Raw genomic sequence first — 25,503 nt, 5'->3', positions numbered from 1 at the left:
TGAGTGCCACGAGAACCACGACATGCGCCCCGGCCGGGATGACAACCGGCCCGTCCCACGGCGTCGTGACCATCCCCGTTGTCCGGGCTGCACTGGGCCACGCGGGTGAGCGTGGACAGACCAGCGCCGACATACAGCCCCCGCGGTGAGGCTGCCGCTCGACGGCGCCTCGTTGATCGCCAGTCGTAGCGCCGTGGTGGTGATCCCGCCTCCGGCGACCCGCAGTCGAACCCCGTACGCCGAGTTGTCTCGCAGGAGGGCGGCCCACTCGCTGAGGTGTGCCGACCGGGCGGCGCTCGACAGCAGATCCACGAACAACGTCCGGTCGCGATCGACCGGTGGGCTGCCTTCTCCGCCTTCTCCGCCTTCGAGGGCTGCGAGTCGGTCGGCGTGCCCGGTGAGCGTGGCCCCCAGGCCGTCGATGTCGTCGAGCGGATGGATGCGGTCGGGTGGCGCTCGTGCGTCGAGTGCGTCGGGTAGTCCGGTCACCGCGGTGATCGGGTGGCCGTGTTCGGCGGGTGCCCGTTGACCGAGCGCGTCGGCCAGGCCCTCGACGTCGTCGAGCGGGTGGCCGTGCTCGGCGGGGGCCGCGCCGATGTCATCGCCAACCGCGCGCGGCAGCTCGGTGTGCGAGCGTCGGAGGAGGCCGGCGCGTGCGGCGGATCTGCCGCCCTAGGCGTGCCGGGCGAGGTCGATGCAGGTCGGTCCCGTCGAGCCCGTACCGTCTCGTCGGTTGCATCGTCGCTGCCTCGAGGGCAGGTCAGGAACAGGGAGTGCGAATGGCTTCGGCGCAGGAGGAGCGGCCCGAGGACGCGGCGGGGGAGTCCGCCACGTCGGCGTCGTCGGGGGCGGGTGTCGCAGGCGGCTCGGCGGCCCCGGCGCGTGGCCGAGGCTCCGTGCTCGATCGGTTCTTCAAGATCTCCGAGCGGGGCTCGTCGGTGGGCCGGGAGGTCCGGGGCGGGCTGGTCACCTTCGTCACGATGGCCTACATCATCGTGCTGAACCCGCTGATCCTGGGCAGTTTCGCCGCCGACGATCCCAGTGCCAAGACCGACATCCTCGGCGGCATCCTGACCGTTCCGCAGGTCGCGGCGGTGACCGCGCTGGTCGCGGGTGTGATGACCCTGCTGTTCGGGCTGATCGCGAACTATCCGTTCGGCTTCGCCGCGGGGCTGGGCATCAACACGCTGGTGGCCGTGACGATCGTGCCGCAGGTGACCTGGGCGGAGGCCATGGGCCTCGTCGTCGTGAACGGCGTGCTGATCCTCGTCCTGGTCGCGACGGGTTTCCGTACGGCGGTCTTCAACGCGGTGCCGCCGCCGTTGAAGGCGGCGATCGCGGCGGGCATCGGCGCGTTCATCTGCTTCATCGGCCTGGTGGACGCGGGCTTCGTGCGGCGCCTGCCCGACGCGGCGGGCACCACGGTCCCGGTGGGGCTGGGCATCGACGGCTCCGTGGCCTCCTGGCCTACCGCCGTCTTCGTCTTCGGCCTGCTGCTCACCGGCATCCTGGTCGCGAGGAAGGTGCGGGGCGCGATCCTGATCGGCGTCGCCGCCGCCACCGTGCTGTCGATCCTGATCGAGCCGCTGGTGGACGCGGGCCGGGGCGGGCCGGACAACGCGACCGGCTGGAGCCTGAGCTACCCGTCGCTGCCGTCGGACGTCCTCTCGCTGCCCGATCTGTCGCTGGTCGGCGACTTCTCCCTGGGCGCCTTCGTCCGGCTGCCGATCATCACGGTCTGTCTGCTGGTCTTCACCCTGCTGCTGGCGAACTTCTTCGACGCGATGGGCACGTTCACCGGCCTGGGCAAGGAGGCCGGGCTCATCGACAAGAACGACCAGCTGCCCGGCGTGGGGAAGGCGTTGTTCGTGGAGGGCGTCGGCGCGGTGGCGGGCGGGGCGGCCTCCGCCTCGTCGAACACGGTGTTCGTCGAGTCGGCCGCGGGCATCGCCGAGGGCGCCCGCACCGGCCTGGCGAACGTGGTGACCGGTGTGCTGTTCCTGGCGGCGATGTTCCTCACCCCGCTGTACCAGGTGGTGCCGATCGAGGCGGCGGCGCCCGCCCTGGTCGTGGTGGGTGCGCTGATGATCGCCCAGGTGCGGCATATCGACTTCACCGACTTCACGCTCGCGCTGCCTGCCTTCCTGACCATCGTGGTGATGCCGTTCACCTATTCGATCGCCAACGGGATCGGCGCGGGCTTCGTCAGCTACGTGCTGCTGCGCGCGGCGACGGGGAAGGCCCGCGGGATTCACCCGCTGCTCTGGGTGGTCGCCGCCGCCTTCGTCCTCTATTTCGCGGTCGGTCCGATCCAGGCGTTGCTCGCCTCCTGACCGGCGCGGCCGAGCACGGGCCGCGCGGCCGTCGTCGAGCGCAGTCTCGAGCCGCCTCGCCGCGAGGGGGGCGTCCGGCCGACCGCCCGTCGAGCCATGAGCAAGGATCGCTCGAGACGGAGCTCGCGACGTGCCGAGCGCCCCAGATAGTGAGGTAGGCTAACGAGGTGTCGGATTTTGACGACTCCGGTCTTGCCAGCAGACTCCGCGTGGCGGTGGTGCGGCTCAACCGCAGGCTTCGTGCCCAGCGTGCCGACTCCTCGGCGACGCTCACTCAGCTCTCCGCGCTCTCCTGCCTGCACAAGTGCGGGCCGCTGACGCCGGGGGAGCTGGCGGCCAAGGAGAACGTGCAGCCGCCGTCGATGACGCGCGTGATCAGCGCGTTGGAGGATGCCGGGTACGTCAGCAGGCGCCCCCACCCGACGGACGGCAGGCAGGCCATCGTCGAACTGACCTCGGCGGGCACGGGCTACATCAAGGCCGAGGTCAGCGCGCGGGAGCGTTGGCTGGAACGGAAGCTGGCCGAGCTCGACGACTCCGAGCGCGCGGTGCTCTCGCGCGCGGCGGAGATCATCGAGCGCGTGGCGGGGAGCTGATCGGATGACCTGCCCCGTCGCGGCACCGCGAGACGCGAAAGAAGCGCGCTGAATCATGCCGGCGTACGCGTCCGACGACGCCGGCAGGCCCGCGAACGGTCCCCATCCCGCCGAGGCGAACCCGACACCGCCGCCGCCGTCGTCGTCCGGTCGACGGGCGCGGCCGCCGAAGAGGGCGGGCATGTTCGCGTCGCTGCGGGTGCGCAACTATCGGCTGTACGCCAGCGGGCAGATCATCTCTCTGATCGGCACCTGGATGCAGCGCATCGCCCAGGACTGGCTGGTCCTCAAGCTGTCCGGTGACAGCCCCGTCGCGCTGGGCATCGCCATCGCGTTGCAGTTCCTGCCCACGCTGGCGCTCACGCTGTGGGCAGGCGTGTTGGCCGACCGCCTGGACAAACGCAAGATCCTGCTCGTGGTGCAGACCGGGGTGGCACTCTGCGCGCTCGGCCTCGGCCTCCTGGATCTCAGCGGCGTGGTCGCGCTGTGGCACGTCTACCTGTTCTGCCTGCTGCTCGGCTGCATCACCGCCGTGGAGACCCCCGCCCGCCAGTCCTTCGTGATGGAGATGGTCGGGCGGGAACAGGTGGCCAACGCCGTCGCCTTGAACTCGATGACCTTCAACACCGCGCGGATCATCGGGCCCGGCGTCGCGGGATACGTGATCGCGGCGATCGGCACCGGCTGGCTGTTCGTGGCCAACGCCGCCAGCGTCGGTGCGGTGATCCTCGTACTGCTGCTGATGGACACCTCGAAGCTGCATCGCTCGCCACCGGTGCCCCGGAGCAGGGGGCAGCTGCGGGAGGGGCTGCGATATGTCCGCAGCAGGCCGGATCTGACCGTGTTGATGGCCTTGGTGTTCCTGGTCAGCACCTTCGGCATGAACTACAACACCACGTTGCCGGTCATGGCGAACAACTTCTTCCAGACCGGCCCGGAGGGTCTGGGGCAGCTTTCGATGCTCATGGCCGTCGGGACGTTGAGCGGCGCGGCGCTGGCCGCCCGGCGAAGCCGGAACGGCAGACCGCGGCTGCGGCTGCTGCTGTCGGCGGGGGCCGCCTTCGGCGTGCTCTCGGTGGTGGTGGGACTGATGCCGGAGTTCTGGTCCTTCGGCCTGCTGTTGATTCCCGTCGGCATCACGTTCATGACCTTCAACCTGTCGGCGAACGCGACCGTTCAGCTCACGGTCGAGCCGACCATGCGCGGTCGCGTCATGGGGTTGTACATGCTCGTGCTGCTCGGCGGGATGCCGCTGGGCAGCACGTTGTCCGGCTGGTTGGCCGAACGGGTAGCCGTCCCGGCCCCGATCATCGTCGGCGGAGTGATCTCGCTGCTGGCGTCGCTGGCGGGCGGGCTGATCCTGGCCAGGGTCGGCGGCGTGCGGCTGCGCACGCTGCTGCGCGGGCGACGGGCCGAGACGGTGGGCAGGCCGTCGGCGTCCGTCGCGTCCGCATCGGAGCCTGCCCTCCGGTCGGGCGGTGTGGTCGCCGGGACGGAGTCGGCCGGGGCGGAGCGCGCCGCGGTTCGGGCGGGCGGGACCGCGCAGGCCGCGCGCGATGGTGTCGGCCCGCCTGCTGCGGACCGAAACGGTGTGGCCGGGAACGGAGATGCGGCTGACGACGGTGTCGTGCAGGACGGTGCGGTCCAGGATGACCGTGCCCAGGACGGTGGTGCTCGTGGCGGCGCCGCTTCGGAGCCGCTGCCGGACGTCGCGTTGCCCGAGGTCGCGGCTCCGGAGGCGTGCGGGTCGGGGGAGTCGCCCAGTGCTTCGGCCTCCCGCGCCGGTACGGCCTCACCCGAAGGGGCCGCCTCCGGTGCGGCCCGAGCCGATGCGGCCGACGGGGCCGAGGGCGAAATGCGCTCCGGCCTGCCGGGGACGATGCGCGGCGAGCGGCCCTGAGACTCGCACGCGGACCCGCGCCGAGAAACGGACTCGGACCCGTGCTTTCCGGCGTGCCCGGCCGGCGTGGTCATCGACGGGGCGATCCGGTGGCGACGAGACCTCGCACACCGCACCCCCTTGGCGCAGAAGGAAACTTAGGCTACCCTAATCCTCGTTCGCTTCGTGGTGGGAGCGGCAGTCAGTTCGGGAACAGGCTCGGCCCCGGCACTGCTTCGGTGGTGCCGGGGCCGAGTCGTCTGCGTCGGCGGGCCGACCTGGTGGTCTGCGTCGGCGGGCCGACCGGACGGCTTGCGTCGGCGGGCCGACCGGACGGCTTGCGTCGGCGGGCCGACCGGACGGCTTGCGTCGGCGGGCCGACCGCGCGTCGTGGTCGGTGATCAGCCCGTCGGCCAGGTGTGCACCGGATCGCCGTGGTGCATCAGCTCGACGTACTCCCCGAGCATGGCGCGCAGAGCCGACTGCCGGTCGGCGCCGCGCTCCTCGAAGGCCGTGACCCTGCTGCGCTGCCAGCTCGCCCCGGTCTGCCGGGTGAGGCATCGCTGTTCGATGACGCTGAGATAGCGCTCGCGTGCCGCGTCCGAGACGCCGCATCGGGCGAGTCCGTCGTGTGCCATGGGCAGCAGGGTGCGCAGCACCAGCTCGTGCGGCGGCGTCCAACCCTGGCCGGGCCAGTAGAGCTGGGCGTCCATTCCGTGTCGCGCACCGGAGTACAGGTTCTCCTCGGCTGCGTGGAAGGACATCTGGCTCCACAACGGACGCTCCTGGTCCGCCAACGCCCGTTGCGCGCCGTAGAAGAACGCCGCGTTCGCCATGGTGTCGATCACGGTGGGACCCGCCGGGAGCACTCGGTTCTCCACCCGCAGATGCGGCTGGCCGTCGACGACGTCGTACACCGGTCGGTTCCAGCGCCACACCGTCCCGTTGTGCAGCCGCAGCTCCGAGAGTCGGGGTGCGCGCCCGGCCCGGAGCGCCTCCAACGGGTCCTCGTCATCGGCCTCGGGCATCAAGGCGGGGAAGTACCGGGCGTTCTCCTCGAAGAGGTCGAAGATCGACGTGACCCAGCGTTCGCCGAACCACACCCTGGGTCGCACGCCCTGATTCTTCAGTTCCTGGGGGCGGGTGTCGGTGGCCTGCTGGAACAGGGGGACGCGCGTCTCATGCCAGAGAGCCCGATCCAGCAGGAACGGCGAGTTCGCGGCCGTGGCGACCTGGACGCCCGCCAGGCACTGCGCGGCATTCCAGTGATCGGCGAAGTCCTCGGGGGTGACCTGGAGGTGGAGTTGGACAGAGGTGCACGCCGACTCGGGCAGGATCGAGTCGGCGTAGCTGTGCAGTCGCTCCTGTTCGTGTCCCGGCAGCGACACCCCTTCGATGTTCAGCAAGATCTCCTCGCCGCGCGAGGAGAAGATCTCGTGGTTGAGCACCGCGTAGCGGTCGTTCTCCGACAGCCAGTGGGGGTCGAAGTGCTCGCCGCGTAACGTCGGCAGGATCCCGATCATCACCAGGCCGGTTCCCACGGTCTTGGCTCGCACCTCGGCGCCGTCCAGCGACGCGCGCAGCTCGTCCTCCAGCAACAGCGCCTCGTCGCCGCGCAGGGGATGCGGGCGCACGTTGATCTCGATGTTGTGCTGGCCGAGTTCGGTCTGGAACGAGGGGTCGTCGATCTTCCGCAGCACCTCGGCGTTGGCCATCGCGGGCACGCCCTGCGCATCGATGAGGTTGAGTTCGATCTCCAGTCCGATGTGCTCGCGCTCCGGGGAGAAGCTCCTCTCGGCGAGCATCCTCGCCAGCGCGTCCAGGCAGCGCTGCACCTTGTCTCTGAATCGTTGACGGTCTTCGGGACTGAACGACCGGCCGGCCGGATCGTTCCCCATGGTGCCTCCCTGCTGGGCGCGGTAGCGGATGCTCACCGTGACACAGGGAGTAACCACCAGGGCAGCGGCCAAAACGGTGCCCGGTGTCACAGGACTTTAACGCTGCGTACACGCGGCAGGTCATGGGATCTGTGCGGGAAAGTGCCTTTCGCCACCGCGGACGCTCGTCGATGCGAGACTGCCCGTGTGGCGCACTGGACCCTGATCTCAGACCCCGCCGACCCGGAGGTGGATGACTTCCGCGATCTCTCCGCCGCTGATCGACGGCCTGACCGGCCCGGCGGCCGGGGGCTGGTGATCGCGGAGGGCACCGTGGTCGTTCGTCGACTCCTGGACTCCGGTTATCCGGTGCGTGCGCTGCTGGGTGTGGAACGCCGCGTCGCCGATCTGATGCCGGACATGGTCGATCTGGACGTTCCCGCCTTCGTGACCTCCGCCGAGGTGATGGCGGAGATCGTGGGCTTCCATCTCAATCGGGGAGTGCTGGCGGTGGCGGACCGCGCGCCGCAGCCGAGCGCGGCGGAGCTGATGAGCACCGCCAGAACGCTGGCGGTGCTGGAGGGCATCGGCGACCACGAGAATCTCGGCGCGCTCTTCCGCAACGCGGCCGCACTCGGAATCGACGGCGTCCTGCTCGGCGGCGGCTGTGCTGATCCGCTCTACCGACGCGGCGTCCGAGTCTCGATGGGCCATGTCCTGCGCGTGCCCTTCGCCGAGCTGCGGCCCTGGCCGGACGGCCTCGGGACGCTGCGGGAGGCGGGTTTCCGCGTCGCGGCGCTGACGCCGGACGCCACCGCCCTCCCGCTTTCCCATTTCGAGCTGGCCAGCGGGCGGGGCGCGGTGCTGCTCGGCTCGGAGGGCCCGGGGCTCACCGCCGAGGCGATGGACTGGGCCGATCTGCGGGTGCGCATTCCGATGGCGGTCGGTGTCGACTCGCTCAACGTGGCCACGGCCGCGGCCATCGCCTTCCACCATCTCGGTGTGTTCCCCGAGCCCGCGGAGTACCGCAGCCGTTGACGATGCCACCGCCGCGCGGGTGGCGAATGGCCTGTGGCGCGAGCGGGGGGCACCCCCGCCGCAGGTCAGGGCGGTGTCACCGCCCGCAGGGGAGACACCGGCCCCACCGCGTGCCCGCCGGTCGCACCGCGGCTCGACGACTGCCACCGTGAGAGCAAGAGGAGACGCCGCCCAGGAAGGGGACGGTCGCCGTGGAACTGCGGGTTCGAACCGGACGCCCGGTGCTGAGCCGGAGACCTGCCCCGGCAGGGGAGGAGAGATCGACGTCGCCGGATCTCGAGGCCCTGCCCGCAGGTCTGCGAGACGCGCTGACCGAATGGGCCGAGGTCGCCGAGAGCGTCGTCGACACCGAGGCCGCCGAGGGCACGCTGGGTTCCGCGGTCTCCGACCGGGGGAGACGGCTGGCCGCCGTTCTCGCCATGGTCACCGACAGCGACGTCCTCTATCTCGACCCGATCCGGGAGGTCCAGGTGCGGATCACACCGCCCGAGAAGCGCGCCGGAGCCGAACCTCGACCTGATCGGAGACTCGCGGGCGGCGTCGAGCCGACACCCTGGGCGACCGGACTGACGGTGAGCACGGTCGTCGCGATCATCGTGACGATCGCGCTGACGACCGTCTCACTGGGCTGGGCCGAGACCGCCGCGTTGTTCGCGGCCGGAATCAACCTCGTCGTCGTCGGCGGGGTGGTCCCCGCCATGTGGCTGCTGCGTCGAACGCCGGTCTGGCGGTGGATCGTCTACGGTGCGGCCGCCGGGGTGCTGCTGTCGTGGACCGGCCTGCTCATCACCGCTCTGGCCGCCCTCGGCTGAGCCCCACGGGCGAGTACCGGGGTCCACGACGGGTACCGGGTCGACGGCGAGCACCGCCTGCGGACCGTCGTGGGCCGCGCGGCGCCAGGACCACCGCGTCGCAGGCCGTGTCCGGAGACCCGCCGCCCTGGCTGCGGGGCGACGTGGAACAGGGCGGCACCCCGACGCCCCGCGGCCGATTCCCGTGGCGCGACGTGGTGGCGCCGTGCGCTGCCGCTCCCCGCCGGACACCGCCGCGCTCGGCGCCCGTGATGGTCGGTCCCGTGATGGTCGGCGGTGGACTCGTCGCCGTGATCCGCTCAGACCAGCGAGTCGTGCCAGGCACGATGCAGGCCCGCGAACCGTCCCCCGGCGGTGATCAGCTCCTCCGGCGCGCCGTCCTCCACGACCCGCCCCGCGTCCACCACCAGTACCCGGTCGGCGATCAGCACCGTCGAGAGCCGATGGGCGATGATCAGCGCCGTCCGACCCGCCAACACCGTCTCCAGGGCGTGCTGCACCGCGCGTTCCGTCGGCAGGTCGAGACTGGACGTGGCCTCGTCCAACACCAGGACCCGAGGATCGGCGAGGAATGCGCGGGCGAACGAGACCAGCTGGCGCTGACCCGCGGACAGCCTGCCGCCTCGCTTGCGCACGTCGGTGTCATAGCCGTCGGGCAGACCGGTGATGAACTCGTGCGCCCCCACCGTGGCGGCGGCGTGCTCGATCTCGGCGCGGGTGGCATCCGGCCTGCCCAGGGCGATGTTCTCGGCCACCGAGCCCGAGAACAGGAACGACTCCTGGGTGACCATCGCCACCGAGCGCCGCAGGTCGGCCTCGGCCAGATCGCGGAGATCGACCCCGTCCAGCCGCACCGCGCCCGCGCTGGGGTCGTAGAACCGGGCGACGAGCTTGGCCACCGTGGACTTGCCCGCCCCGGTCGTGCCCACCAGCGCCACGGTCTGGCCGGCCGGGATGTCCAGGTCCAGCGGCCGCAGCACCGTGGGCAGCTCGGCACCGTAGCGGAACTCCACCTGGTCGAAGCTCAGCCGCCCCCGTGCGGCGGGCAGGGCCTTGGGCTCGGCGGGCTCCGGGACCGAGGGGGTCTCCTCCAGCACGCCCGAGATCTTCTCCAGGGCGGCGGTCGCCGAGATGTAGGAGTTCAGGAACATCGCCAGCCGGTCCATCGGGTCGTAGTACCGGCGCATGTACAGCAGGAACGCCGTCAGGACGCCCAACTCCAGACTTCCGGTCGCCACCGCCCAGCCGCCGACGACGAGGACCGAGGCGATGCTCAGATGTGCGATCCACTTCACCACGCCGGTGAAGACGGCCAACACGTTGAGCGCCCGGCGGTTCGCGTCGCGGAACTCCCGGTTGAACTCGTCGATGATCGCGTCGTTGCGACGTTCCCGGCGGTAGGCCTGCACGGCTCGGATGCCGTTCATCGTCTCGACGTACTGCACGATCACCTTGGCCACCGACGACCTGGTCTGGCGATACGAGTGACGTGACCGCCGGTGGAACCAGCGTGCCACCAGGACGAGCGGCACCGTCGCGACCAGGGTGAGCAGCGCCAGGGAAGGGTCCAGCCAGAGCAGCAGCGCCGCGATGCCCACCATGCTCAACAGTGAGGTGCACAGACTGTCCAGGCCCTCCTCCAACAGCTCCTGCATCGCGTCGAGGTCGCTGGTCATCCGGGAGATGAGCCTGCCGGAGGTGTAGCTCTCGTGGAAGGAGACGGACAGGAGCTGGCCGTGTCGGAAGATCCGCTGCCGCAGATCGAGCAGGAGGTCCTGACTCGCGCGGCCGGACACCAGCGCGAAGCCGAGCTGGAACAGGCCGGTCAGCAGATTCGTCACGGCGTAACCCGCCGCGAACAGCACGACCGGGACGGGATCCCCCTCCAGCGCGGCGGGGACTCCTCGGTCGATGGCGCCCGCGACCAGCAGTGGTCCCGCCAGGTAACTGACGCTGCTGAGCGTGACCAGCACCAACGCGACCGCCACCCGACCACGAACCGGTCGGATCAGCGAGCCGAGCAGTCTGCGGGACCGGGCGGCCAACCGCAGATTCGCACCTCTGCTGAGCTCGTCCTGGTCCTCGGCGGCGACGCCGCGCCACGCCGTGGCCGTCTGATCGTCCGTCGGCGCGTCGGGACGGTCCTGCTCGGTCGATCCGGTCATCGCGCCCGCATCCCCTCGTTCGTCGCGGTCTGCTCGCCGTCCGCTCGTTCGAGGTGTGCCCGCCGCCGGTGCGTCCGGGTGCCGCCGTTCCCCGTCGGAGCCGCCTGCGGGGCCGACGTGACACCTGCGGGTTCGGCCGTGCCCCCGGCGCCGTCGCCGAGGACGGTCGTCAGGCCGTCGACCGCCCCGCTCGCCGGCCCGGAGGCGGGAGCGACCTCCTCATCGAGCGTCGACAACATCCGGCGGTATTCGGCGCTGGCCGCGAGCAGCTCGTGATGGGTGCCCACCGCCTCGATCCGGCCGTCGACGAGCAGCGCCACCCGGTCGGCCAGGGCGACCGTGCTGGGTCGGTGCGCGACGACCAGCGCCGTCACGTCGCGCAGCACCTGCCGAAGGGCGGCTTCGACCTCAGCTTCGGTGTGCACGTCCAGCGCGGAGAGCGGATCGTCCATCACCAGCACGGACGGCCTGCCCACCACCGCACGGGCCAGCGCCAGTCGTTGCCGCTGGCCGCCGGAGAGGGACAGACCCTCCTCGCCGATCCTGGTGTCGAGCCCCCACGGCAGGGCCTCGACGAAGTCGAGCGCGTGCGCCACCCGCAGCGCCGCCACGATGTCCTGCTCGCTCGCCTGCGGGGCGCCGAGCGTGACGTTCTCTCGGACGCTCATCGAGAACAGCACCGGGTCTTCGAAGGCGGTGGCCACCCGAGTCCGCAGCAACGACAGGGGCAGGTCGCGCACGTCCACGCCGTCGAGCAGCACCCGGCCGTCCGTCACGTCGTAGAGCCGCGACGGCAGCGTGGTCAACGTCGTCTTGCCGGAGCCGGTGCCGCCGACCAGCGCCAGCGTCTCGCCGGGGCGGACCACCAGGTCGATGCCACGCAGCACGGTCGTCGGCGCGGCGGCGGACGTCGTCCCCGACGGGTGAGCCGCCGGGCCGTCGATCTTCGAGCCGTCGACCGCCGCGGATCTGCCCGGCCCGTCGTCCGCGGCCGAATAGGCGAAGCGGACCTGCTCGAAGCGCAGCTCGCCGCGGGCGTCGGCGGGCAGCGTGGCAGGCCGCGCGGGCTCGTCGACGGTCCGGACGGCGTCTCGAACCTCCCAGTACCGGTCCGCGGCGGTGGCCGTCTGGCTGGTCTCGGTGAGCAGCCAGCCCATCGACTCGATCGGCCATCGCAGGACGGTCGCCGTGGTGACGGCCGCGACCAGGGCGCCGAGCGTCAGTGATCCGTTCGCGACGGCGAGGCCGCCCAGCGCGATCATGACCGCGATGCCGGTCTCGGGCAGCGCGATCACCACGAGCCACAGCCGACTCATGATGCGGACCTTGCGCAGTTCGGTCGTGCGCAGTGCTCGGGCCTGCTCGGCGAACCTCCTGCCGAGGTGCGGTCCCCGTCCGAAGGCCTTGAGCACCCGGACGCCGAGCACCGACTCCTCGATGGTGGTGGCCAGGTCACCGGTCTGATCCTGGGAACGTCGGGAGCTGATGCTGTACTGCGCCTCGTACCGGGCGCACAGCACGGCGACGGGGATGCCCGCGGCCAGCAGGACGATGCCGAAGAAGGGCGCCAGGACGAACAGCACGCCGAGACCCACGATGATCGTGATGGTGTTGACGACCAGGTAGATTCCGATGAAGGCGAGGAAGCGCCGTACCTGGGCCAAGTCGCTGACGGCCCTGGACAACAGCTGACCGGAGGACCACTGATCGTGGAACGACGCGGGCAGTCGCTGTAGGTGGTGGTAGAGGTCGCGCCGCATCGTGGCCTCGATGCCGGTCGTCGGCCCGGAGATCAGCCTGCGGCGCAGATAGATCAGCAGGGCCTCCGCGCAGCCCAGCAGCACCACCACGCCGGTCATCCACACCAGCCCGGACAGGTCCGACTCGGCGATGGGCCCGTCGATGATCCGCTGCATGACCAGCGGGATGGTCAGCCCGGCCAGCGTGGCCGCAAGCGCGCAGAGCCCCGTCGCGATCAGGGGGAGCCCGACAGGCCGGACATAGGGCAGCAGCCGGAGCAGGCTCCGCACGGCCGAACGGCGCCTCGGGGAGCCGTCGACCGCCGCCACGGCCGAGCCGGCCGGGGACGGGGATTCGGGCACGGCCGAGCCGTCGTAAACCGGGGTTTCGGGCACGGCTGCGGAATCGTCCCGCTCGCGGACGGCGTCGGTGTCCGGTTCGTTCGACGGATCCGACGGACTGACGGGGGAACCCTCGGGGGGTAGGTCGGTGCCCATGACGACGCTGACGTTACGGAGTGCGGCTCTGCGGAGCATCTCCTTTTCACGTGCGTCGCCGCCGGGTGCGGCCGTCCCCCCGTGCGTGCTCGACGGATCGCCGACGACCGTGTGGACGTCGGTGCCCGGATGCCGTGCGGCGGTCGTCCGGGCATGATCGGAGGCCATGACCGACCGACGTTCGGTGACCTTCCTCCGCACCCCGTCCAGCATGGCCTTCCCGACGGGCAGGCTGCTGGCCTCGATCGACGGCGTCGGCCACGTCCTCGCGGCGGACGGCTGGCTTCGGCTCGGCGCCGTCCTTCCGTCGGTGACGGCGGAACTGTCCAGGGCCGAGGCGGAGGACTGGTGTGAGCAGGAGGGCTGGGACCTGAACCTGTTGGACGAGATCTATCGCGGGTAGGCGGCTCGGGGCTCCGTGGACGGCGACGCGGCCCGCATGCGATCGGTTCGTCCGCCTTCGCGACCGGGAGCCCGCGAGCCGGGTCGGCGTCGAGGGCCGACCCCGGGGTCGCCCCCTGCCGACTCGAGACCCTCGGCCTTCCCGACCTCCCGCGTTTCTCGATCGAATGACGAAGACTGCTCGTTCGAGTGGACTCCGCAGGACGCCCGTCTCACGCGCGGCGCGTTTCCCTCGGTGATCGATCCGACACTGGTAGGTCTCTTCGGTGAACGATCACGTCGACGTCGGTCCGCTCGCCGCGCGCTGCGCAGCCGACGACCGCGTCTGCCGGAAGGGCCGGGCCGACTGACGGAGTGCGATGGTGCATAGGCAACTGCCGAAGGTGGGGCGGACACAGAACTGGCGTTGGCTCGCGATGCTGGTTCTCGTGCCCGCCGTGTTGTCCACGGCCGGGATGGTCTGGCCGGGCGCGGCGATCGAGGAGACCTTGACCCGACGATCCGAGGAGGCCTTGACCGAGGCCCGGATCACCTGGAGCGGTCTGGAGGTCCGAGGTCGTGACGTCCGTGTGTCGGGCGTCCCCTCGGGCAGGCGTGCGGAGGCACGGGAGCGGATCGAGGCGGTCACGGGCGTGCGTGCCGTGTCGGCCCTCGCCGACGGCTCGGCGGGCGGCGGACTGTCGATCATTCCGCGCGGCAGGCAGCTCGCGGTCTCCGGCATCGCGCCCGACGAGCAGTCCGCCCGGCTGCTGCTCGACGCGATCCGTGAACGGCGGGACGGTCGGGAGGTGGTCGACGCCGTGCTGGTCGCCGAGGGCGCCACGCTGCCCGCCGACCGGGCACTCATCGCCGAGGTGCTCGCCGCGGTGCCGGAACGGACCGCCACGACCGTGAGCATGTACTGGTGGTCCGACACCCTGTTGCTGACGGGTCCGGTGATCGACGAGCAGACCGCCGTCGACCTGCGGACGGCGGTGCGCGCGGTGCTTCCCGCCGAGGTCCTGATGGAGGACCGCACCTGGCAGGCCCGGCTCGGCGAGACCGCGACCTTCGGAGCGGAGGCGTTCCAGGAGACCGTCAGCGCGACGCTCGCCGACGGGGGCGGGCTCCGCTTCGCCCCCGGCTCGGCGCGGCTGACCGCGTCGGGAGCCGAGACGCTGCGGCAGCTCGCGGCGCTGCTGCGGGTGGCGCCCGGCATGCCGGTGACCCTTCACGGCCGCGCGGCGGGCGGCGAGGCAGATCTCGCCGGAGCCCGCGCGGAGGCGGTCCGCGCCGAGCTGCTCGATCAGGGGGTGTCCGGTTCGCTGGTCACCATGCGCAGCTCGGTGGACGCCGCCGATGACAGTGACGTCGACGTCGTCGACGTGCAGATTGGTTAGGAGAGAGCGGTGGCCTGGTTGTTCGGGCAGGTGTTCCTGTTGTGTGCGTTGTCGTTCCTGCTGGGGTCCTTGGTGACCTGGCTGTTCGTGACGCGGCAACGGCGGATCGAGACCGGGCGGGCCGTGCGGACCGTTCCGGTGGGGGAGGTCTCCGAGGCCACACGGCCGCAGGCGATCGAACCGGAACGCGGTGACGGCCCTGGGAAGGCCGACCCTGAGCGGTCGGATGCCGAACGATCGGGCGCTGGGAGGTCAAGCGCCGTGCGGTCGGGCGCCGTGCGGTCGGGCGCGGAGAGGTCGGGCGCGGAGAGGTCGGGCGCGGACAGGTCCGGGAGGACGTCCGCCGAGAAGTCGGAGCCGGGAAAGGCGGGGCCGGTGCGGGAGCTCGTCGAACCCGCCGGCGGCCCCGGCCCGGAGGTGCTGCCGGGGCCGCTGCTGCCGACGGAGTCCCGAGCCGCCACGGCGGGGGCACAGGACGCGACGAAGTCGAGCACGACCTTCGAGGACCCGCTGTCGGTGCGGCTCACCTATGCCGCGGATGACGGACTCGCCTGGCGCGAGCCGGAGGCGGCGGAGTCCACGAGGGCCGAGCAGGTGATGGCGGCGGGCGACCCGAAGAGCAACGGGCAGGAGCAGCAGGACGGTTCGTCCGGCGGGGAGAACGGCACGGGGCAGCACGAGTCCGAGTCGGGTCGCCTCGAACGGGCCTCGGCCTCGGTCGCCCGAGTGCCCGCGCAGAGCCGCGGTCCGATCGACGCCGAGGAGGAGCCGCCGACCCGTTCGGAGTCGTCCGAGACGGAGACGACCGCGTCGCCGCGCATGGTGGTGCCCGGCCCGTACCGGAACTCGGCTCGGCCATCGCCCGACGGCACGGCACCCGCGCCGGGTTACACGGTGAAGGGCAACCAGAAGTCGAAGCTCTACCACACCAGCGACTCGCCGTACTTCGCTCGCACCAAGGCGACGGTCTGGTTCCAGAGCGAGACCGACGCGGAGCAGGCGGGCTTCACGTCCAGTGCCGTCCGCCGGTCGACGTCGGTCCGCTGAGAGGAGTCCGATTCTGATCCGGTCGCCGTGGTCGAGGATCGCGGCGCCTGCGAGGCCGTGAGACGACGAAGGGGCGGTCGCCGAACGGTGACCGCCCCTTCGCTCCGTCCGACCGCCGTCGGCGGGCCCGATCAGCCGCGCTGGGATCGGACGCCGAGAAGCACGTCCTCCCAGGAGGGCACGATCGGATGGTTCTTCTTTCGCCGCCCGCCTGCCTTGCCCGCGTCTCCGACGTGATCGGCGTCGGCCGTGCTCTGCGCCGCGGCGCCGTCGATTCCCTCGGCCACCGCGCTTCCGCGGGCCGTCGCTCGACGATCACCGGGGCGCGGTCCCGCCGTCAGCGGCGGCACGATCGCCTCTCTGGCCGCCGCGTCGATCGCCGCCTCGACGCCGTCACCCGCGCGCAGCGGCTCACGATCGGCGGGCTCGCCCGCCGCGACGTGCTCCTCCACCGCGGGCTCCTCGTCGGCGATCGCGGGGATGATCGTGGTGTCCTCGTAGGGGTTGTCCAAGGCCTGTCGTGCCAGCTGGGTGACGGGTCGGACCGTGCGCAGCGGCCTGCTCGGCGACGGGTCGAGGAGGTCTGCCGCGTGCTCGTCCAGCGCGATCACGGTGCCGCCGTGCGCGCCGCGGTGGAAGACCCAGTGCGCACGATTGTCGGACCGGCCCGCGTGCCAGCGCAGCGAGATGACCCACTTGCCGTCCTCACCGCGCCACGAGTCCCACTCCGAGTCGCAGTATTCCTGTCCGCGCAGGCTGAAGGCGTGCGCGACGACCTCGCCGAGGGTCTGGACGTCGGGACCGTCCTCCCGCATCGGATGCGCCCGCTGGGCGAGATCCGCCGTGCGAGAACGCTCCAACAGCACCGGGTACGCGAAGCGCTCCACACGGTGTGGTGGAATCCCCGCCGCCTCGGAGACCTGCTCCACCGAGGCCCCCGCCCGGATTCGCGCCTGGATCTCCTTCGGCCGCATCTGGCTTTCCAGCTCGACCTGCACCTGACCGAGGTGAGTGGCATCGCCCCGGGCGGCAGCACGCAGCCGCTCGTCGACCGGGATCGAGAAGCGCTCACCGCGCGCCGGGTCTTCGCAGATGACGGTCCTTCCGTCGTCGTCGAGCCCGACGACTCGCAGCGCTCGCATCACGACCTCCCCCGATGACCACAGGCCCCCGCGGACACCGGCGAAGCCTGGGTGCGGTACCCCGAATCAGCAGGGCCGCACGGCCCCACCCCGGTCCGGGAGGTCCGTCTCATCTACCTACAGTGCCGCCATTTCACCCACACGGCAGCTTGTCTCCACCTCCGATCTTGCCCTCTCTGTAGTCATCGCGCCAGTTCAATGCCGATTAGCCGCCCGTTCAGACCAGTCGTTCAACCACCCAGTCGACGGCGCGGGTCAGGATTTCGACGTCCGAGGGCTCGATGGCGGGGAACATCGCGACGCGCAGCTGGTTGCGTCCGAGCTTGCGATACGGCTCGGTGTCGAGGATTCCGTTGGCCCGCAACGCCTTCGCGATCGCGGCGGCGTCGACCGTCTCGTCGAAGTCGACGGTGCCCACGACGGAGGAGCGGTGCGCCGGGTCGGCGACGAACGGGGTCGCGACGGTCGACTTCTCCGCCCAGGAGTAGAGCCTGCTCGCCGAGTCGGCGGTGCGGCCGGTCGCCCAGTCGAGTCCGCCGTTGGCCAGCAGCCACTCGATCTGGTCCGCGAGGAGGAAGAGGGTGGCGACCGCGGGAGTGTTGTAGGTCTGATCCTTGCGCGAGTTGTCCAGCGCGGTGGGCAGCGAGAGGAACTCGGGCACCCAGCGGTCGGACGAGCCGATCTCGTCGATTCGTGCCACGGCGGCCGGGCTGACCAGCGCGATCCACAGTCCGCCGTCGGAGGCGAAGGACTTCTGCGGCGCGAAGTAGTAGACGTCGAAGTCCTCGGCCTTGACCGGCAGGCCGCCCGCACCGGAGGTGGCGTCGACGGCGATCAGGGCGTTCTCGGAACCGGCGGGCCTGCGCACGGGCACGGCGACGCCCGTCGAGGTCTCGTTGTGTGCCCAGCCGATCAGGTCGACGCCCTCCTGGGCCGTCGGCTCCGGCGCGCTGCCCGGCTCCGCCTTGATCACGATGGGGTCGGCGAGGAAGGGCGCGCCCTGGGTGACCTTCGCGAACTTCGAGGAGAACTCGCCGTACGCGAGGTGGAGCGAACGCTCGCGTACCAGACCGAAGGCCGCGGCGTCCCAGAAGGCGGTGGTGCCGCCGTTGCCGAGGATGACCTCGTAGCCCTCCGGCAGGCCGAACAACTCGCGCAGGCCCGCGCGTACCCGCGCGACGAGGGACTTGACCGGCTTCTGCCGGTGTGAGGTGCCGAGCACCGCGGCGCCGTCGGTCGCGAGCCGCGCGAGCTGCTCCGACCGCACCTTGGAGGGGCCGCAGCCGAAGCGGCCGTCGGACGGCAGCAGCTCGGCGGGGAGCACCAAGGTGGTCGGATCGACTGTCTGGGTCATGACGGCGCCTCCGTGTGGAGCAGCGGACGGGTACTCCTCCGGCGCCGTTGCCGGATGAGCCAGTGTTGCAGCTCTATGACGGACAGATGACTTCAGGGGGTCGCGTGGAAGATCAACTCTAACCTGGCGCGCCCGCGTCCGCGAGGCGGGTGGGCGGTGGATGATCCCGGACGCCGCTGGAGCCCGACTCGACGCTGGATCGGTCACGTGATCGATCACTACCCTGATCTGCGTTTTCCTGGTGGTCAGGATCACCCGTCGGTTGGCAGACCTTCACCTTGTGGGTGCTATCGGTCGACGGCTCGGTGAACGTACGGTGCCTCGTCACGGGTGCCATTGCGGTCGAGGCGGGGAGTGTGAGACCCATGTCCGAAATGAACGTCGTTCTGCCTTCCATGCGCGTCGCGTACGAGGAGGGCACGCTGGGCGAGGAGCAGCTCGCCGGGACGTGGTTCGCACAGCTGCGCCACTGGCTGGACGAGGCGGCGGCCGCCGGACTTCCCGAGCCGAACGCGATGGTCCTGGCCACCGCGGACCCGACGGGCAGGCCCTCGTCGCGCACGGTGCTCGCGAAGCTGCTCGACGAGCGCGGTCTCGTGTTCTTCACCAACTTCACCTCCACCAAGAGCCACGAGCTGGCCGCGACCCGATACGCCTCCGCGACGTTCCCGTGGATCGCCATGCAACGGCAGGCGACGGTGCGCGGACAGGTGGAGAAGGTGGACAACGCCGAGACGGCCGCGTATTGGGCACAGCGCCCGCGCGGTGCCCAGCTCGGAGCCTGGGCGTCGCCGCAGTCGACCGTGGTCAGCGGGCGCGGCAGCCTGGACTCGGCGTTGACGGCCGTGCAGCGGCGCTTCGCCGACGTCGAGAACGTGCCGGTGCCGCCGCACTGGGGCGGGTGGCGAATCCGTCCGGAGGTCGTGGAGTTCTGGCAGGGCAGGCCGGACCGGCTCCACGACCGACTCCGCTATCGCCAGGACCGGGACGGCTGGCGGGTGGAGCGCATCGCGCCCTGAACCGACCACCGGGCCGACACCATGGCCCACCACGTGAGGGCCCCGCCGTGACGGCCTGCGGATCGTCTGCCGCGATCGCTCGTGTCGGCGGGGCTTTCGTCGCCGAGGCGAGGCGGCGCGACCCCGGAACCCGTAGGTCGTCGTGTGCGCGGCGGTCCTGCCAGTAGTCCTTCGCATCGCTAAGGGCATTAGGCTGCGGTGGTGAGTGGGCAGGCACGGGACGACGACGAGGCATCGACGTCGCCCACACCGTCTCGTCGGCGGCGCGGCAGGCTCGGCAGGCTGATGCTGGACACGGAGCCGCTGCGGATCGCGCCCTTCCGACGGCTCTGGACGTCGACCGTGGTCACCGCCGTCGGTTCGCAGTTCGCCGCCGTGGCGGTGCCCAAGCAGATCTTCGACATCACCGGCTCGTCGGGCTGGGTCGGCCTGACCGGCCTGTTCGGCCTGGTCCCGCTGCTCGTCTTCGGGCTGTGGGGCGGCGCGATCGCCGACACCGTCGACCGCCGCAAGCTGATGATCGTCACCAATCTCGGCATCGCGGCCACGGGGCTGATGTTGTGGGCCGCGGCCGCCGTGAACACCGACTCGGTGTGGACGGTTCTGCTGCTGTACGCCCTGCAACAGTCGTTCTTCGCGGTGAACATGCCCGCCAGGACGGCATCGGTGGCGCGGCTGGTCTCCACCGCACAGCTCCCGGCGGCGCAGGCGTTGACGGCGACCGTCGCGCAGCTCGGGGCCGTGGTGGGCCCGCTGCTCGCGGGCATCCTGCTGCCCTTCGTAGGCCTCTCCACGCTGTACCTGGTCGACGCCCTCCTGCTGCTGGTGGCGCTCGCGGCGGTGTGGCGGCTGCCCGCGATGCCGCCGTCGGCCTCCGCGCCGAGACGGCCCGGGCTTCGGTCGGTCCTCGACGGCATGCGCTACATGCGGACACATACCGTCCTGGTCGCGGTCCTCCTCCTCGACGTGATCGCCATGGTGTTCGGGCTGCCGAGGGCGTTGTTCCCGGAGATGGCCGAACGGACCTTCGGGGACCCGCCCGGCGGCGGCCCGGCGCTGGGCCTGTTGTATGCCGCCCTGCCGCTCGGCGGCCTCCTGTTCGGTCTCTTCTCCGGCTGGGTGACCCGGATACGACGGCAGGGCGCCGGGCTGGTGATCGCCGGCCTGTGCTGGGGGGTCGCCGTCGTCGGCTTCGGGCTCGCCGACTCGTTGTGGCTTGCCGTGCTGTTCCTGGCGGTCGGTGGTGCGGCCGACCTGGTGGGCACGATCTATCGGGGCGCGTTGTTGCAGACGGTCGCCACCGACGACATGCGAGGCCGGACTCAGGGCGTGTTCCTCGTGGTGGTGGCGGGCGGCCCGCGACTGGCCGACGTGGTGCACGGCGCCGCGGGAGCGTCGGTCGGCACCGCGGCCGCCACGGCGGGCGGCGGCGTGCTGGTGGTGGTGCTGACGATCGTGGGCGCGTTGCTGATGCCCGCGGTCTGGCGGTACCGGCCGCCCCTCGACGAGGACACGACGGCGAGGGGGCCGGGGCCGGAGTCGGGCTCGGATGAGGCGGGTCTCCCCGATGTCGGCTCGCCGACGACAGCCGGGGGGACGGCGGCGGTGCCGGACGCGGCGACCGCCGAGGCACAGGGCGCCGTGTCGGACCCTGTCGGTTCGGACCCTGCCAGGTCGGCGCCGGATGCCGCGGCCTCGGACGGGGCGACCTCGGATGGGACGACCTCGGACGGGGCGACCTGCGACGGGATGAGCTCGGACGGCGCGCCGTCGAACTCCGTGCCGCCCGAGGCCGCGCGGCGAGCCGCCCCCACCGGTGCGGGAGTCGAGGACACGGCAGTCGAACCGTATCTCGTACGCCCCGGGGACGGCGGCCCCGGCGTCGTGGACTTCGGAGCCTCGGACTGCGGGATCGCCGACTCCGGGATCGCCGACGCTGGAATCGCCGACACCGAGGGCGGCGACGCCGAAATCGTGCACCGCGCCGTTCTGCATCCCCCGATCGCGGCCACCGGTCTCGCCCGCGCCGAGACGATGTCCTCGGACGGCGAATCGGACATATCCGCCCGGAATGTCGGAACGGGAGAACGACAGCAGGACGGCGACGGCACTTTCAGGTGAGTTTTGCGCTGAACGGGTGAGGCTCGGCGGTGATGTCCGCCGTTCTCCGCCGTTCGACTCACCCTTTCCGGGATGGTCGGCACAGTCCGTTCCGGCAGACGGGTCTCATCCGCACCGGCCGCTACCCGGATCGTCGCCTGCGCGGCACACTCCATGGTCATGGTGAACGGGACCAGCGGGGAATCGCCGGTACGACCTGCTTCGGACGAGCCCACGCTGAAAAGGGTGATGGGGCCCCGGCTGCTGCTGCTGTTCGTGATCGGCAACATCCTGGGCACCGGCATCTACGCCGTCAGCGGCCGAGTGGCGGGCGTGGTGGGCGGTGCGCTGTGGGTGCCGTTCCTGATCGCCTTCGGGATCGCGTTCCTCACCGCGTTCAGTTATGTGGAGCTCGTCGGCAAGTACCCGCGTGCCGCAGGGGCGGCGCTGTACACGAATCGGGCGTTCCGGAGTCCCTTCTTCACCTTCATGATCGCCTTCGCGGTGATGTGCTCCGGCATCACCTCGGCGTCCTCGGCGGCTCGCGCGGTCAGCGGCGACTACCTCCAGGAGTTCGTGACGGTGCCCGCGCTGCTGGTCGCGATCGTGTTCATCGCGCTGCTGGCCCTGGTGAACCTGCGCGGCGTCACGGAATCGCTCATCGCCAACGTCGTGCTCACGGTGATCGAACTGCTCGGATTGCTCATCGTGATCGCCATCGGCGTGGGCGCGGTCCTCAACGGGGCGGGCGATCCGAGCAGGCTGCTGGAGTTCAACGCCGAACACGGCACGCTGCTGGCGGTGACGTCCGCGACGGCGCTGGCCTTCTTCGCCCTCGTGGGCTTCGAGGACTCGGTGAACATGGCCGAGGAATGCCATGAGCCCTCGAAGATCTTCCCTCGCGGCCTGTTGCTCGGCCTGAGCATCACCGGGCTGATCTACGTGCTGGTGGCCCTGACGTCGTCCCTGCTCGTCGAGACCGACGTCCTCGCGGGCTCCGACGGGCCGCTGCTGGAGGTGGTGCGGATCGGTGCGCCGGGCTTCCCGCTGATCCTGTTCTCCGCCATCGCGATCTGCGCGGTCTCCAACTCGGCGTTGATGAACATGATGATGGCGAGCAGGCTGCTCTACGGAATGGCGAGGGAGCGGATCATCCCGCGTCAGTTCGGCCGGGTGCTTCCGGTGCGTCGCACCCCGTGGGTGGCGATCGTGTTCACCAGCATGGTGGCCGTGGTGCTGGTGAGCACGGTGGACATCGCCCTGCTGGGCGGCACGACGTCCCTGCTGCTGCTGGTGGTCTTCGGGGTGGTCAACATCGCGGTGCTGGTGCTGCGCCGCGAGGAGGTCGACCATCGACACTTCCGCGCCCCGACGGCGATGCCGGTCCTCGGTGCCGTCACCTGCTTCCTGCTGGCCAGTCCGCTCACCGGCAGGCCTGCCGAGGAGTACGGCATCGCGGGCATCCTGTTGGCGATCGGCTTGGTGTTCTGGGCGCTGAACCGGATGATCGTCGGCAGGGCTCCGATCGATCCGGCGGCGGGCTCGCGGCCGGTCGACTGAGCCCCGGCGGGGACCTGCTCGGCACGGGCCGCCTCCGTCTGGTCGTCCTGCGGCCCTCGACCGGCGTGAATCGCCGATCGGCGCGAACCTGATCTTGACAGCATGTCCGGCGCGGCCGGGCCCGAGTCTTCCCGAGGAGATCACGACGATGTCGTCCACTGACCAGGCCGTCCGACCCGTCACCGGCGAGCAGTACGAGATCCGTCACGGCACGGTCCGCGCGGTCGCCACGGAGGTCGGCGCGGGCCTGCGCGAGTTCGAGGTCGACGGTATCGCCTACCTGCACTCCTTCCCGACGCATCAGCTGCCGCCGTTCGGCGCGGGCACGTTGCTGGCTCCGTGGCCGAACCGAGTCGCCGACGGCCGATGGACCCTCGACGGCGAGCCGCAGCAGCTCGCGCTGACCGAGCCCGCCCGGCACAACGCGATCCACGGTCTGCTCCGGCAGGCCTCCTGGGAGGTCGTCGAGCGGCAGGAGACCCGGATCGAACTCGCCGCCTGGGTCAACGCGCAGGCGGGCTGGCCGGTGCCGCTGCGGGTGGCGGTCGTCTACGAGGTAGGTGCGGACGGACTCACGATCACCCACACCGCGACCAACGTCGGCGATCGTCGCAGTCCGTTCGGTGTCGCCTCGCATCCGTTCCCGAGGGCGGGGAACACGCCGACGCTCGACTGCACGTTGACGCTGCCCGCCGCCACCGTCCTGCCCGTCGACGAGCGGCTGCTGCCGACCGGGCCCGCCGAGCCGGTCGACGGGACGGACTTCGACTTCCGCGCCGGGAGGCTGCTGCGCGGGGTCACGCTGGACACCGCCTTCGGCGGCTGCATGCCGGACGAGTCCGGCCTGGTCCGGCACCGTCTGCTCGGCCCGGACGGCTCCGGAGTCGAGGTATGGGCCGAGCCGGTGTTCAAGTGGGTGCAGGTGTTCACTCCGGAGGATCTCGGGGGCAACGGCCCGGCGGTGGCGATCGAGGCGATGACCTGCCCGCCTGACGCGCTGAACTCGGGCGTCGACCTGATCTGGCTGGAGCCGGGCGAGAGCTGGCGGGGCAGCTGGGGTGTGCGCCCGGTGTGATCGCGGGCGCCGCCGGGCTTGCCGCCGCCGGAAACGTGGCCGGTGGCGGCAGGCGGTGTCCGGCCGCGGGGTGCGTCGCGTGGTGGACGCTCGGGCGGGTCCCTCGTCGGTCGGAACCCGTGCACGCCGGGCGCGGTGGCGCTCGGAGGCCCGCATTGCCGTGGCCGATCGAAGACGTTAGCGTTGCTAACCATGACAGATGTCCTCATCACAGGCGGATACGTGGTCCCGGTCGACCGCGAGCCGATCTCGGGCGGCGCCGTGCTGATCCAGGCCGGGAAGATCGTGGCGGTCGGCTCGCCCGACGAGATCACCGTGCCCGACGGCATTCGCACGGTGGACGCGAGCGGCCAGTGGGTGCTGCCCGGCTTCGTCGAGTCCCACGGGCACATCGGAGTCCACGAGGAGGGCGAGGGCTGGGCGGGGCAGGACACCAATGAGATGACCGACCCGAACGGCGCCCGCTTCCGGGCGCTGGACGCCATCAACGCCGCCGACATCGGCTTCCATGACGCGTTGGAGGGCGGCGTCACCTCCTCGGTGATCAAGCCGGGCTCCGGCAATCCCATCGGCGGCCAGACCGTCGCGGTGAAGAACTGGGGCCGCACCGTCGACGAGATGCTCGTCCGGCAGCCGGTCAGCGTGAAGAGCGCGCTCGGCGAGAACCCGAAGCGGGTATACGGGGAGCAGAAGAAGACGCCTTCCACCCGCCTCGGCGTGGCCGCGATCATCCGGGACGCCTTCCTGAAGGCGCAGGACTACCGGGAGCGTCGGGAGCACACCCGGCAGGAGGGCAAGCCCTTCGAGCGGGACGCGACGATGGAGGTCCTGGTGAAGGTCCTGGACCGGGAACTGCCCTGGTGCCAGCACACGCACCGGGCCGACGACATCGCCACGGCGATTCGGCTCGCCGAGGAGTTCGGCTACCGCCTGGTGATCAACCACGGCACCGAGGGACATCTGGTCGCCGACCTGCTCGCCGAGAAGCAGATCCCGGTCATCATCGGCCCGTTGTTCACCACCCGGTCCAAGGTGGAGGTGCGACAGCGCCATCTGCGCAATCCGGGCATCCTCGACCGCGCGGGCGTGGAGATCGCGATCACCACCGATCACCCCGTCATCCCGATCAACTTCCTGGTCCACCAGGCGACGCTGGCGGTCAAGGAGGGTCTGGATCCGGCGGCGGCACTGCGATCCCTCACGATCAATCCGGCCCGCATCCTGGGGCTGGACGACCGGGTCGGCTCGCTGACGCCCGGACTGGACGGCGACGTCGTCCTGTGGTCCGGGGATCCGCTGGACGTGATGAGCCGCGCGCTGCGGGTCTTCGTCGACGGACGGGAGGTCCTGACCTACGACGAGGACACCAGAGAGCAGACGATCGCCGATCCGTTCTACCGCGAGGGCTGAGGCCTCGGACGGGCTCCTCTGGTCGCGGCGGACGGCCTTGCCGATGCGGCCTCGTGTCTGGTAGGTCAGGGCGACGCC

The 25,503-nt window shown here is 71.1% G+C and carries 18 protein-coding genes; 13 read left to right on the top strand and 5 right to left on the bottom strand.

All coding sequences use genetic code 11. From position 1 onward, the window contains the following. The first annotated feature begins 779 nt into the window (after nt 1-779). The 3 genes from AHOG_RS26265 to AHOG_RS26255 all read left to right on the top strand — a co-directional run bounded on the left by AHOG_RS26265 (nt 780) and on the right by AHOG_RS26255 (nt 4,829). On the top strand, nt 780-2,333 hold the full coding sequence (locus AHOG_RS26265) for an NCS2 family permease (protein WP_093943707.1): 1,554 nt from the start codon (nt 780-782) through the stop codon (nt 2,331-2,333). Between the two features lie 167 nt (nt 2,334-2,500). Then, nucleotides 2,501-2,929: a MarR family winged helix-turn-helix transcriptional regulator gene (locus AHOG_RS26260; protein WP_093943706.1), complete on the top strand. Its 429-nt coding sequence runs from the start codon at nt 2,501-2,503 to the stop codon at nt 2,927-2,929. Nucleotides 2,930-3,110: 181 nt separating this feature from the next. Next, nucleotides 3,111-4,829, top strand: a complete 1,719-nt coding sequence (locus AHOG_RS26255; RefSeq protein WP_093944831.1) for an MFS transporter — start codon at nt 3,111-3,113, stop codon at nt 4,827-4,829. A gap of 380 nt (nt 4,830-5,209) precedes the next feature. Here AHOG_RS26255 and AHOG_RS26250 read toward each other — a convergent pair whose 3' ends face one another. Beyond that, complete coding sequence (locus AHOG_RS26250; protein WP_093944830.1) at nt 5,210-6,706, bottom strand: glutamate-cysteine ligase family protein; 1,497 nt, start codon at nt 6,704-6,706, stop codon at nt 5,210-5,212. Nucleotides 6,707-6,892: 186 nt separating this feature from the next. On the opposite strand from AHOG_RS26250, the gene AHOG_RS26245 reads away from it, so the two are divergent. Together AHOG_RS26245 and AHOG_RS26240 are read left to right on the top strand one after the other, a co-directional pair. Further along, a complete protein-coding gene (locus AHOG_RS26245; protein ID WP_093943705.1) occupies nt 6,893-7,723 on the top strand; it encodes a TrmH family RNA methyltransferase in 831 nt (276 codons plus the stop codon). Nucleotides 7,724-7,914: 191 nt separating this feature from the next. Further along, a complete protein-coding gene (locus AHOG_RS26240) occupies nt 7,915-8,535 on the top strand; it encodes a DUF2537 domain-containing protein (RefSeq protein WP_093943704.1) in 621 nt (206 codons plus the stop codon). Between the two features lie 299 nt (nt 8,536-8,834). Here AHOG_RS26240 and AHOG_RS26235 read toward each other — a convergent pair whose 3' ends face one another. Beyond that, on the bottom strand, nt 8,835-10,700 hold the full coding sequence (locus tag AHOG_RS26235) for an ABC transporter ATP-binding protein (protein WP_093943703.1): 1,866 nt from the start codon (nt 10,698-10,700) through the stop codon (nt 8,835-8,837). After that, nucleotides 10,697-12,730 (bottom strand): ABC transporter ATP-binding protein, encoded by a 2,034-nt coding sequence (locus AHOG_RS26230; protein WP_245856451.1) that lies wholly within the window; start codon nt 12,728-12,730, stop codon nt 10,697-10,699. Before AHOG_RS26230 ends, AHOG_RS26235 begins: the two co-directional genes overlap by 4 nt. Nucleotides 12,731-13,103: 373 nt before the next feature. Here AHOG_RS26230 and AHOG_RS26225 point away from each other — a divergent pair, with 373 nt between their 5' ends. The 3 genes from AHOG_RS26225 (at nt 13,104) to AHOG_RS26215 (ending at nt 15,765) form a co-directional block, all read left to right on the top strand. Next, nucleotides 13,104-13,340 carry a hypothetical protein gene (locus AHOG_RS26225; protein WP_245856450.1) on the top strand — a complete coding sequence of 79 codons (237 nt, stop codon included), beginning with the start codon at nt 13,104-13,106 and terminating at the stop codon, nt 13,338-13,340. A 358-nt stretch (nt 13,341-13,698) separates the two neighbouring features. After that, on the top strand, nt 13,699-14,718 hold the full coding sequence (locus tag AHOG_RS26220; protein ID WP_093943701.1) for an OmpA family protein: 1,020 nt from the start codon (nt 13,699-13,701) through the stop codon (nt 14,716-14,718). A gap of 9 nt (nt 14,719-14,727) precedes the next feature. Then, complete coding sequence (locus tag AHOG_RS26215) at nt 14,728-15,765, top strand: sunset domain-containing protein (RefSeq protein ID WP_093943700.1); 1,038 nt, start codon at nt 14,728-14,730, stop codon at nt 15,763-15,765. A gap of 131 nt (nt 15,766-15,896) precedes the next feature. Here AHOG_RS26215 and sepH read toward each other — a convergent pair whose 3' ends face one another. Continuing rightward, nucleotides 15,897-16,907 carry a septation protein SepH gene (gene sepH, locus AHOG_RS26210; RefSeq protein WP_093943699.1) on the bottom strand — a complete coding sequence of 337 codons (1,011 nt, stop codon included), beginning with the start codon at nt 16,905-16,907 and terminating at the stop codon, nt 15,897-15,899. A gap of 217 nt (nt 16,908-17,124) precedes the next feature. Then, nucleotides 17,125-18,261, bottom strand: coding sequence for a phosphoserine transaminase (gene serC / locus AHOG_RS26205; RefSeq protein WP_093943698.1), 1,137 nt, complete (start codon nt 18,259-18,261; stop codon nt 17,125-17,127). 365 nt (nt 18,262-18,626) lie between these two features. Between serC and pdxH the strand changes: the two genes are divergently transcribed. From pdxH to AHOG_RS26180, 5 genes are all read left to right on the top strand, one after another. After that, complete coding sequence (gene pdxH / locus AHOG_RS26200; RefSeq protein WP_093943697.1) at nt 18,627-19,280, top strand: pyridoxamine 5'-phosphate oxidase; 654 nt, start codon at nt 18,627-18,629, stop codon at nt 19,278-19,280. Between the two features lie 201 nt (nt 19,281-19,481). Beyond that, complete coding sequence (locus AHOG_RS30395; RefSeq protein WP_311770200.1) at nt 19,482-21,401, top strand: MFS transporter; 1,920 nt, start codon at nt 19,482-19,484, stop codon at nt 21,399-21,401. A gap of 159 nt (nt 21,402-21,560) precedes the next feature. Further along, nucleotides 21,561-22,940, top strand: coding sequence for an APC family permease (locus tag AHOG_RS26190; protein ID WP_093944828.1), 1,380 nt, complete (start codon nt 21,561-21,563; stop codon nt 22,938-22,940). 148 nt (nt 22,941-23,088) lie between these two features. After that, nucleotides 23,089-24,015 (top strand): aldose 1-epimerase family protein, encoded by a 927-nt coding sequence (locus AHOG_RS26185; protein ID WP_093943695.1) that lies wholly within the window; start codon nt 23,089-23,091, stop codon nt 24,013-24,015. A 192-nt stretch (nt 24,016-24,207) separates the two neighbouring features. Beyond that, nucleotides 24,208-25,425 (top strand): amidohydrolase, encoded by a 1,218-nt coding sequence (locus AHOG_RS26180; RefSeq protein ID WP_093943694.1) that lies wholly within the window; start codon nt 24,208-24,210, stop codon nt 25,423-25,425. The last annotated feature ends 78 nt before the right edge of the window (nt 25,426-25,503 follow it).

The sequence above is a fragment of the Actinoalloteichus hoggarensis genome, from assembly GCF_002234535.1.
In the GTDB taxonomy this organism is placed as follows: Bacteria; Actinomycetota; Actinomycetes; order Mycobacteriales; family Pseudonocardiaceae; genus Actinoalloteichus_A; species Actinoalloteichus_A hoggarensis.
Note: the sequence above shows the minus strand (reverse complement) of the source record. Positions and strands in the feature narration are given on the sequence as shown.

What these genes read in the sequence shown, in the direction of transcription:
- pdxH (WP_093943697.1), top strand. Translation starts at nt 18,627, where the DNA reads ATGTCCGAAATGAACGTCGTTCTGCCTTCCATGCGCGTCGCGTACGAG.
- AHOG_RS26190 (WP_093944828.1), top strand. Translation starts at nt 21,561, where the DNA reads ATGGTGAACGGGACCAGCGGGGAATCGCCGGTACGACCTGCTTCGGAC.
- AHOG_RS26185 (WP_093943695.1), top strand. Translation starts at nt 23,089, where the DNA reads ATGTCGTCCACTGACCAGGCCGTCCGACCCGTCACCGGCGAGCAGTAC.
- AHOG_RS26265 (WP_093943707.1), top strand. Translation starts at nt 780, where the DNA reads ATGGCTTCGGCGCAGGAGGAGCGGCCCGAGGACGCGGCGGGGGAGTCC.
- AHOG_RS26235 (WP_093943703.1), bottom strand. Translation starts at nt 10,700, where the DNA reads ATGACCGGATCGACCGAGCAGGACCGTCCCGACGCGCCGACGGACGAT.
- serC (WP_093943698.1), bottom strand. Translation starts at nt 18,261, where the DNA reads ATGACCCAGACAGTCGATCCGACCACCTTGGTGCTCCCCGCCGAGCTG.
- AHOG_RS26255 (WP_093944831.1), top strand. Translation starts at nt 3,111, where the DNA reads ATGTTCGCGTCGCTGCGGGTGCGCAACTATCGGCTGTACGCCAGCGGG.
- AHOG_RS26220 (WP_093943701.1), top strand. Translation starts at nt 13,699, where the DNA reads ATGGTGCATAGGCAACTGCCGAAGGTGGGGCGGACACAGAACTGGCGT.
- AHOG_RS26180 (WP_093943694.1), top strand. Translation starts at nt 24,208, where the DNA reads ATGACAGATGTCCTCATCACAGGCGGATACGTGGTCCCGGTCGACCGC.
- AHOG_RS26250 (WP_093944830.1), bottom strand. Translation starts at nt 6,706, where the DNA reads ATGGGGAACGATCCGGCCGGCCGGTCGTTCAGTCCCGAAGACCGTCAA.
- AHOG_RS26225 (WP_245856450.1), top strand. Translation starts at nt 13,104, where the DNA reads ATGACCGACCGACGTTCGGTGACCTTCCTCCGCACCCCGTCCAGCATG.
- sepH (WP_093943699.1), bottom strand. Translation starts at nt 16,907, where the DNA reads ATGCGAGCGCTGCGAGTCGTCGGGCTCGACGACGACGGAAGGACCGTC.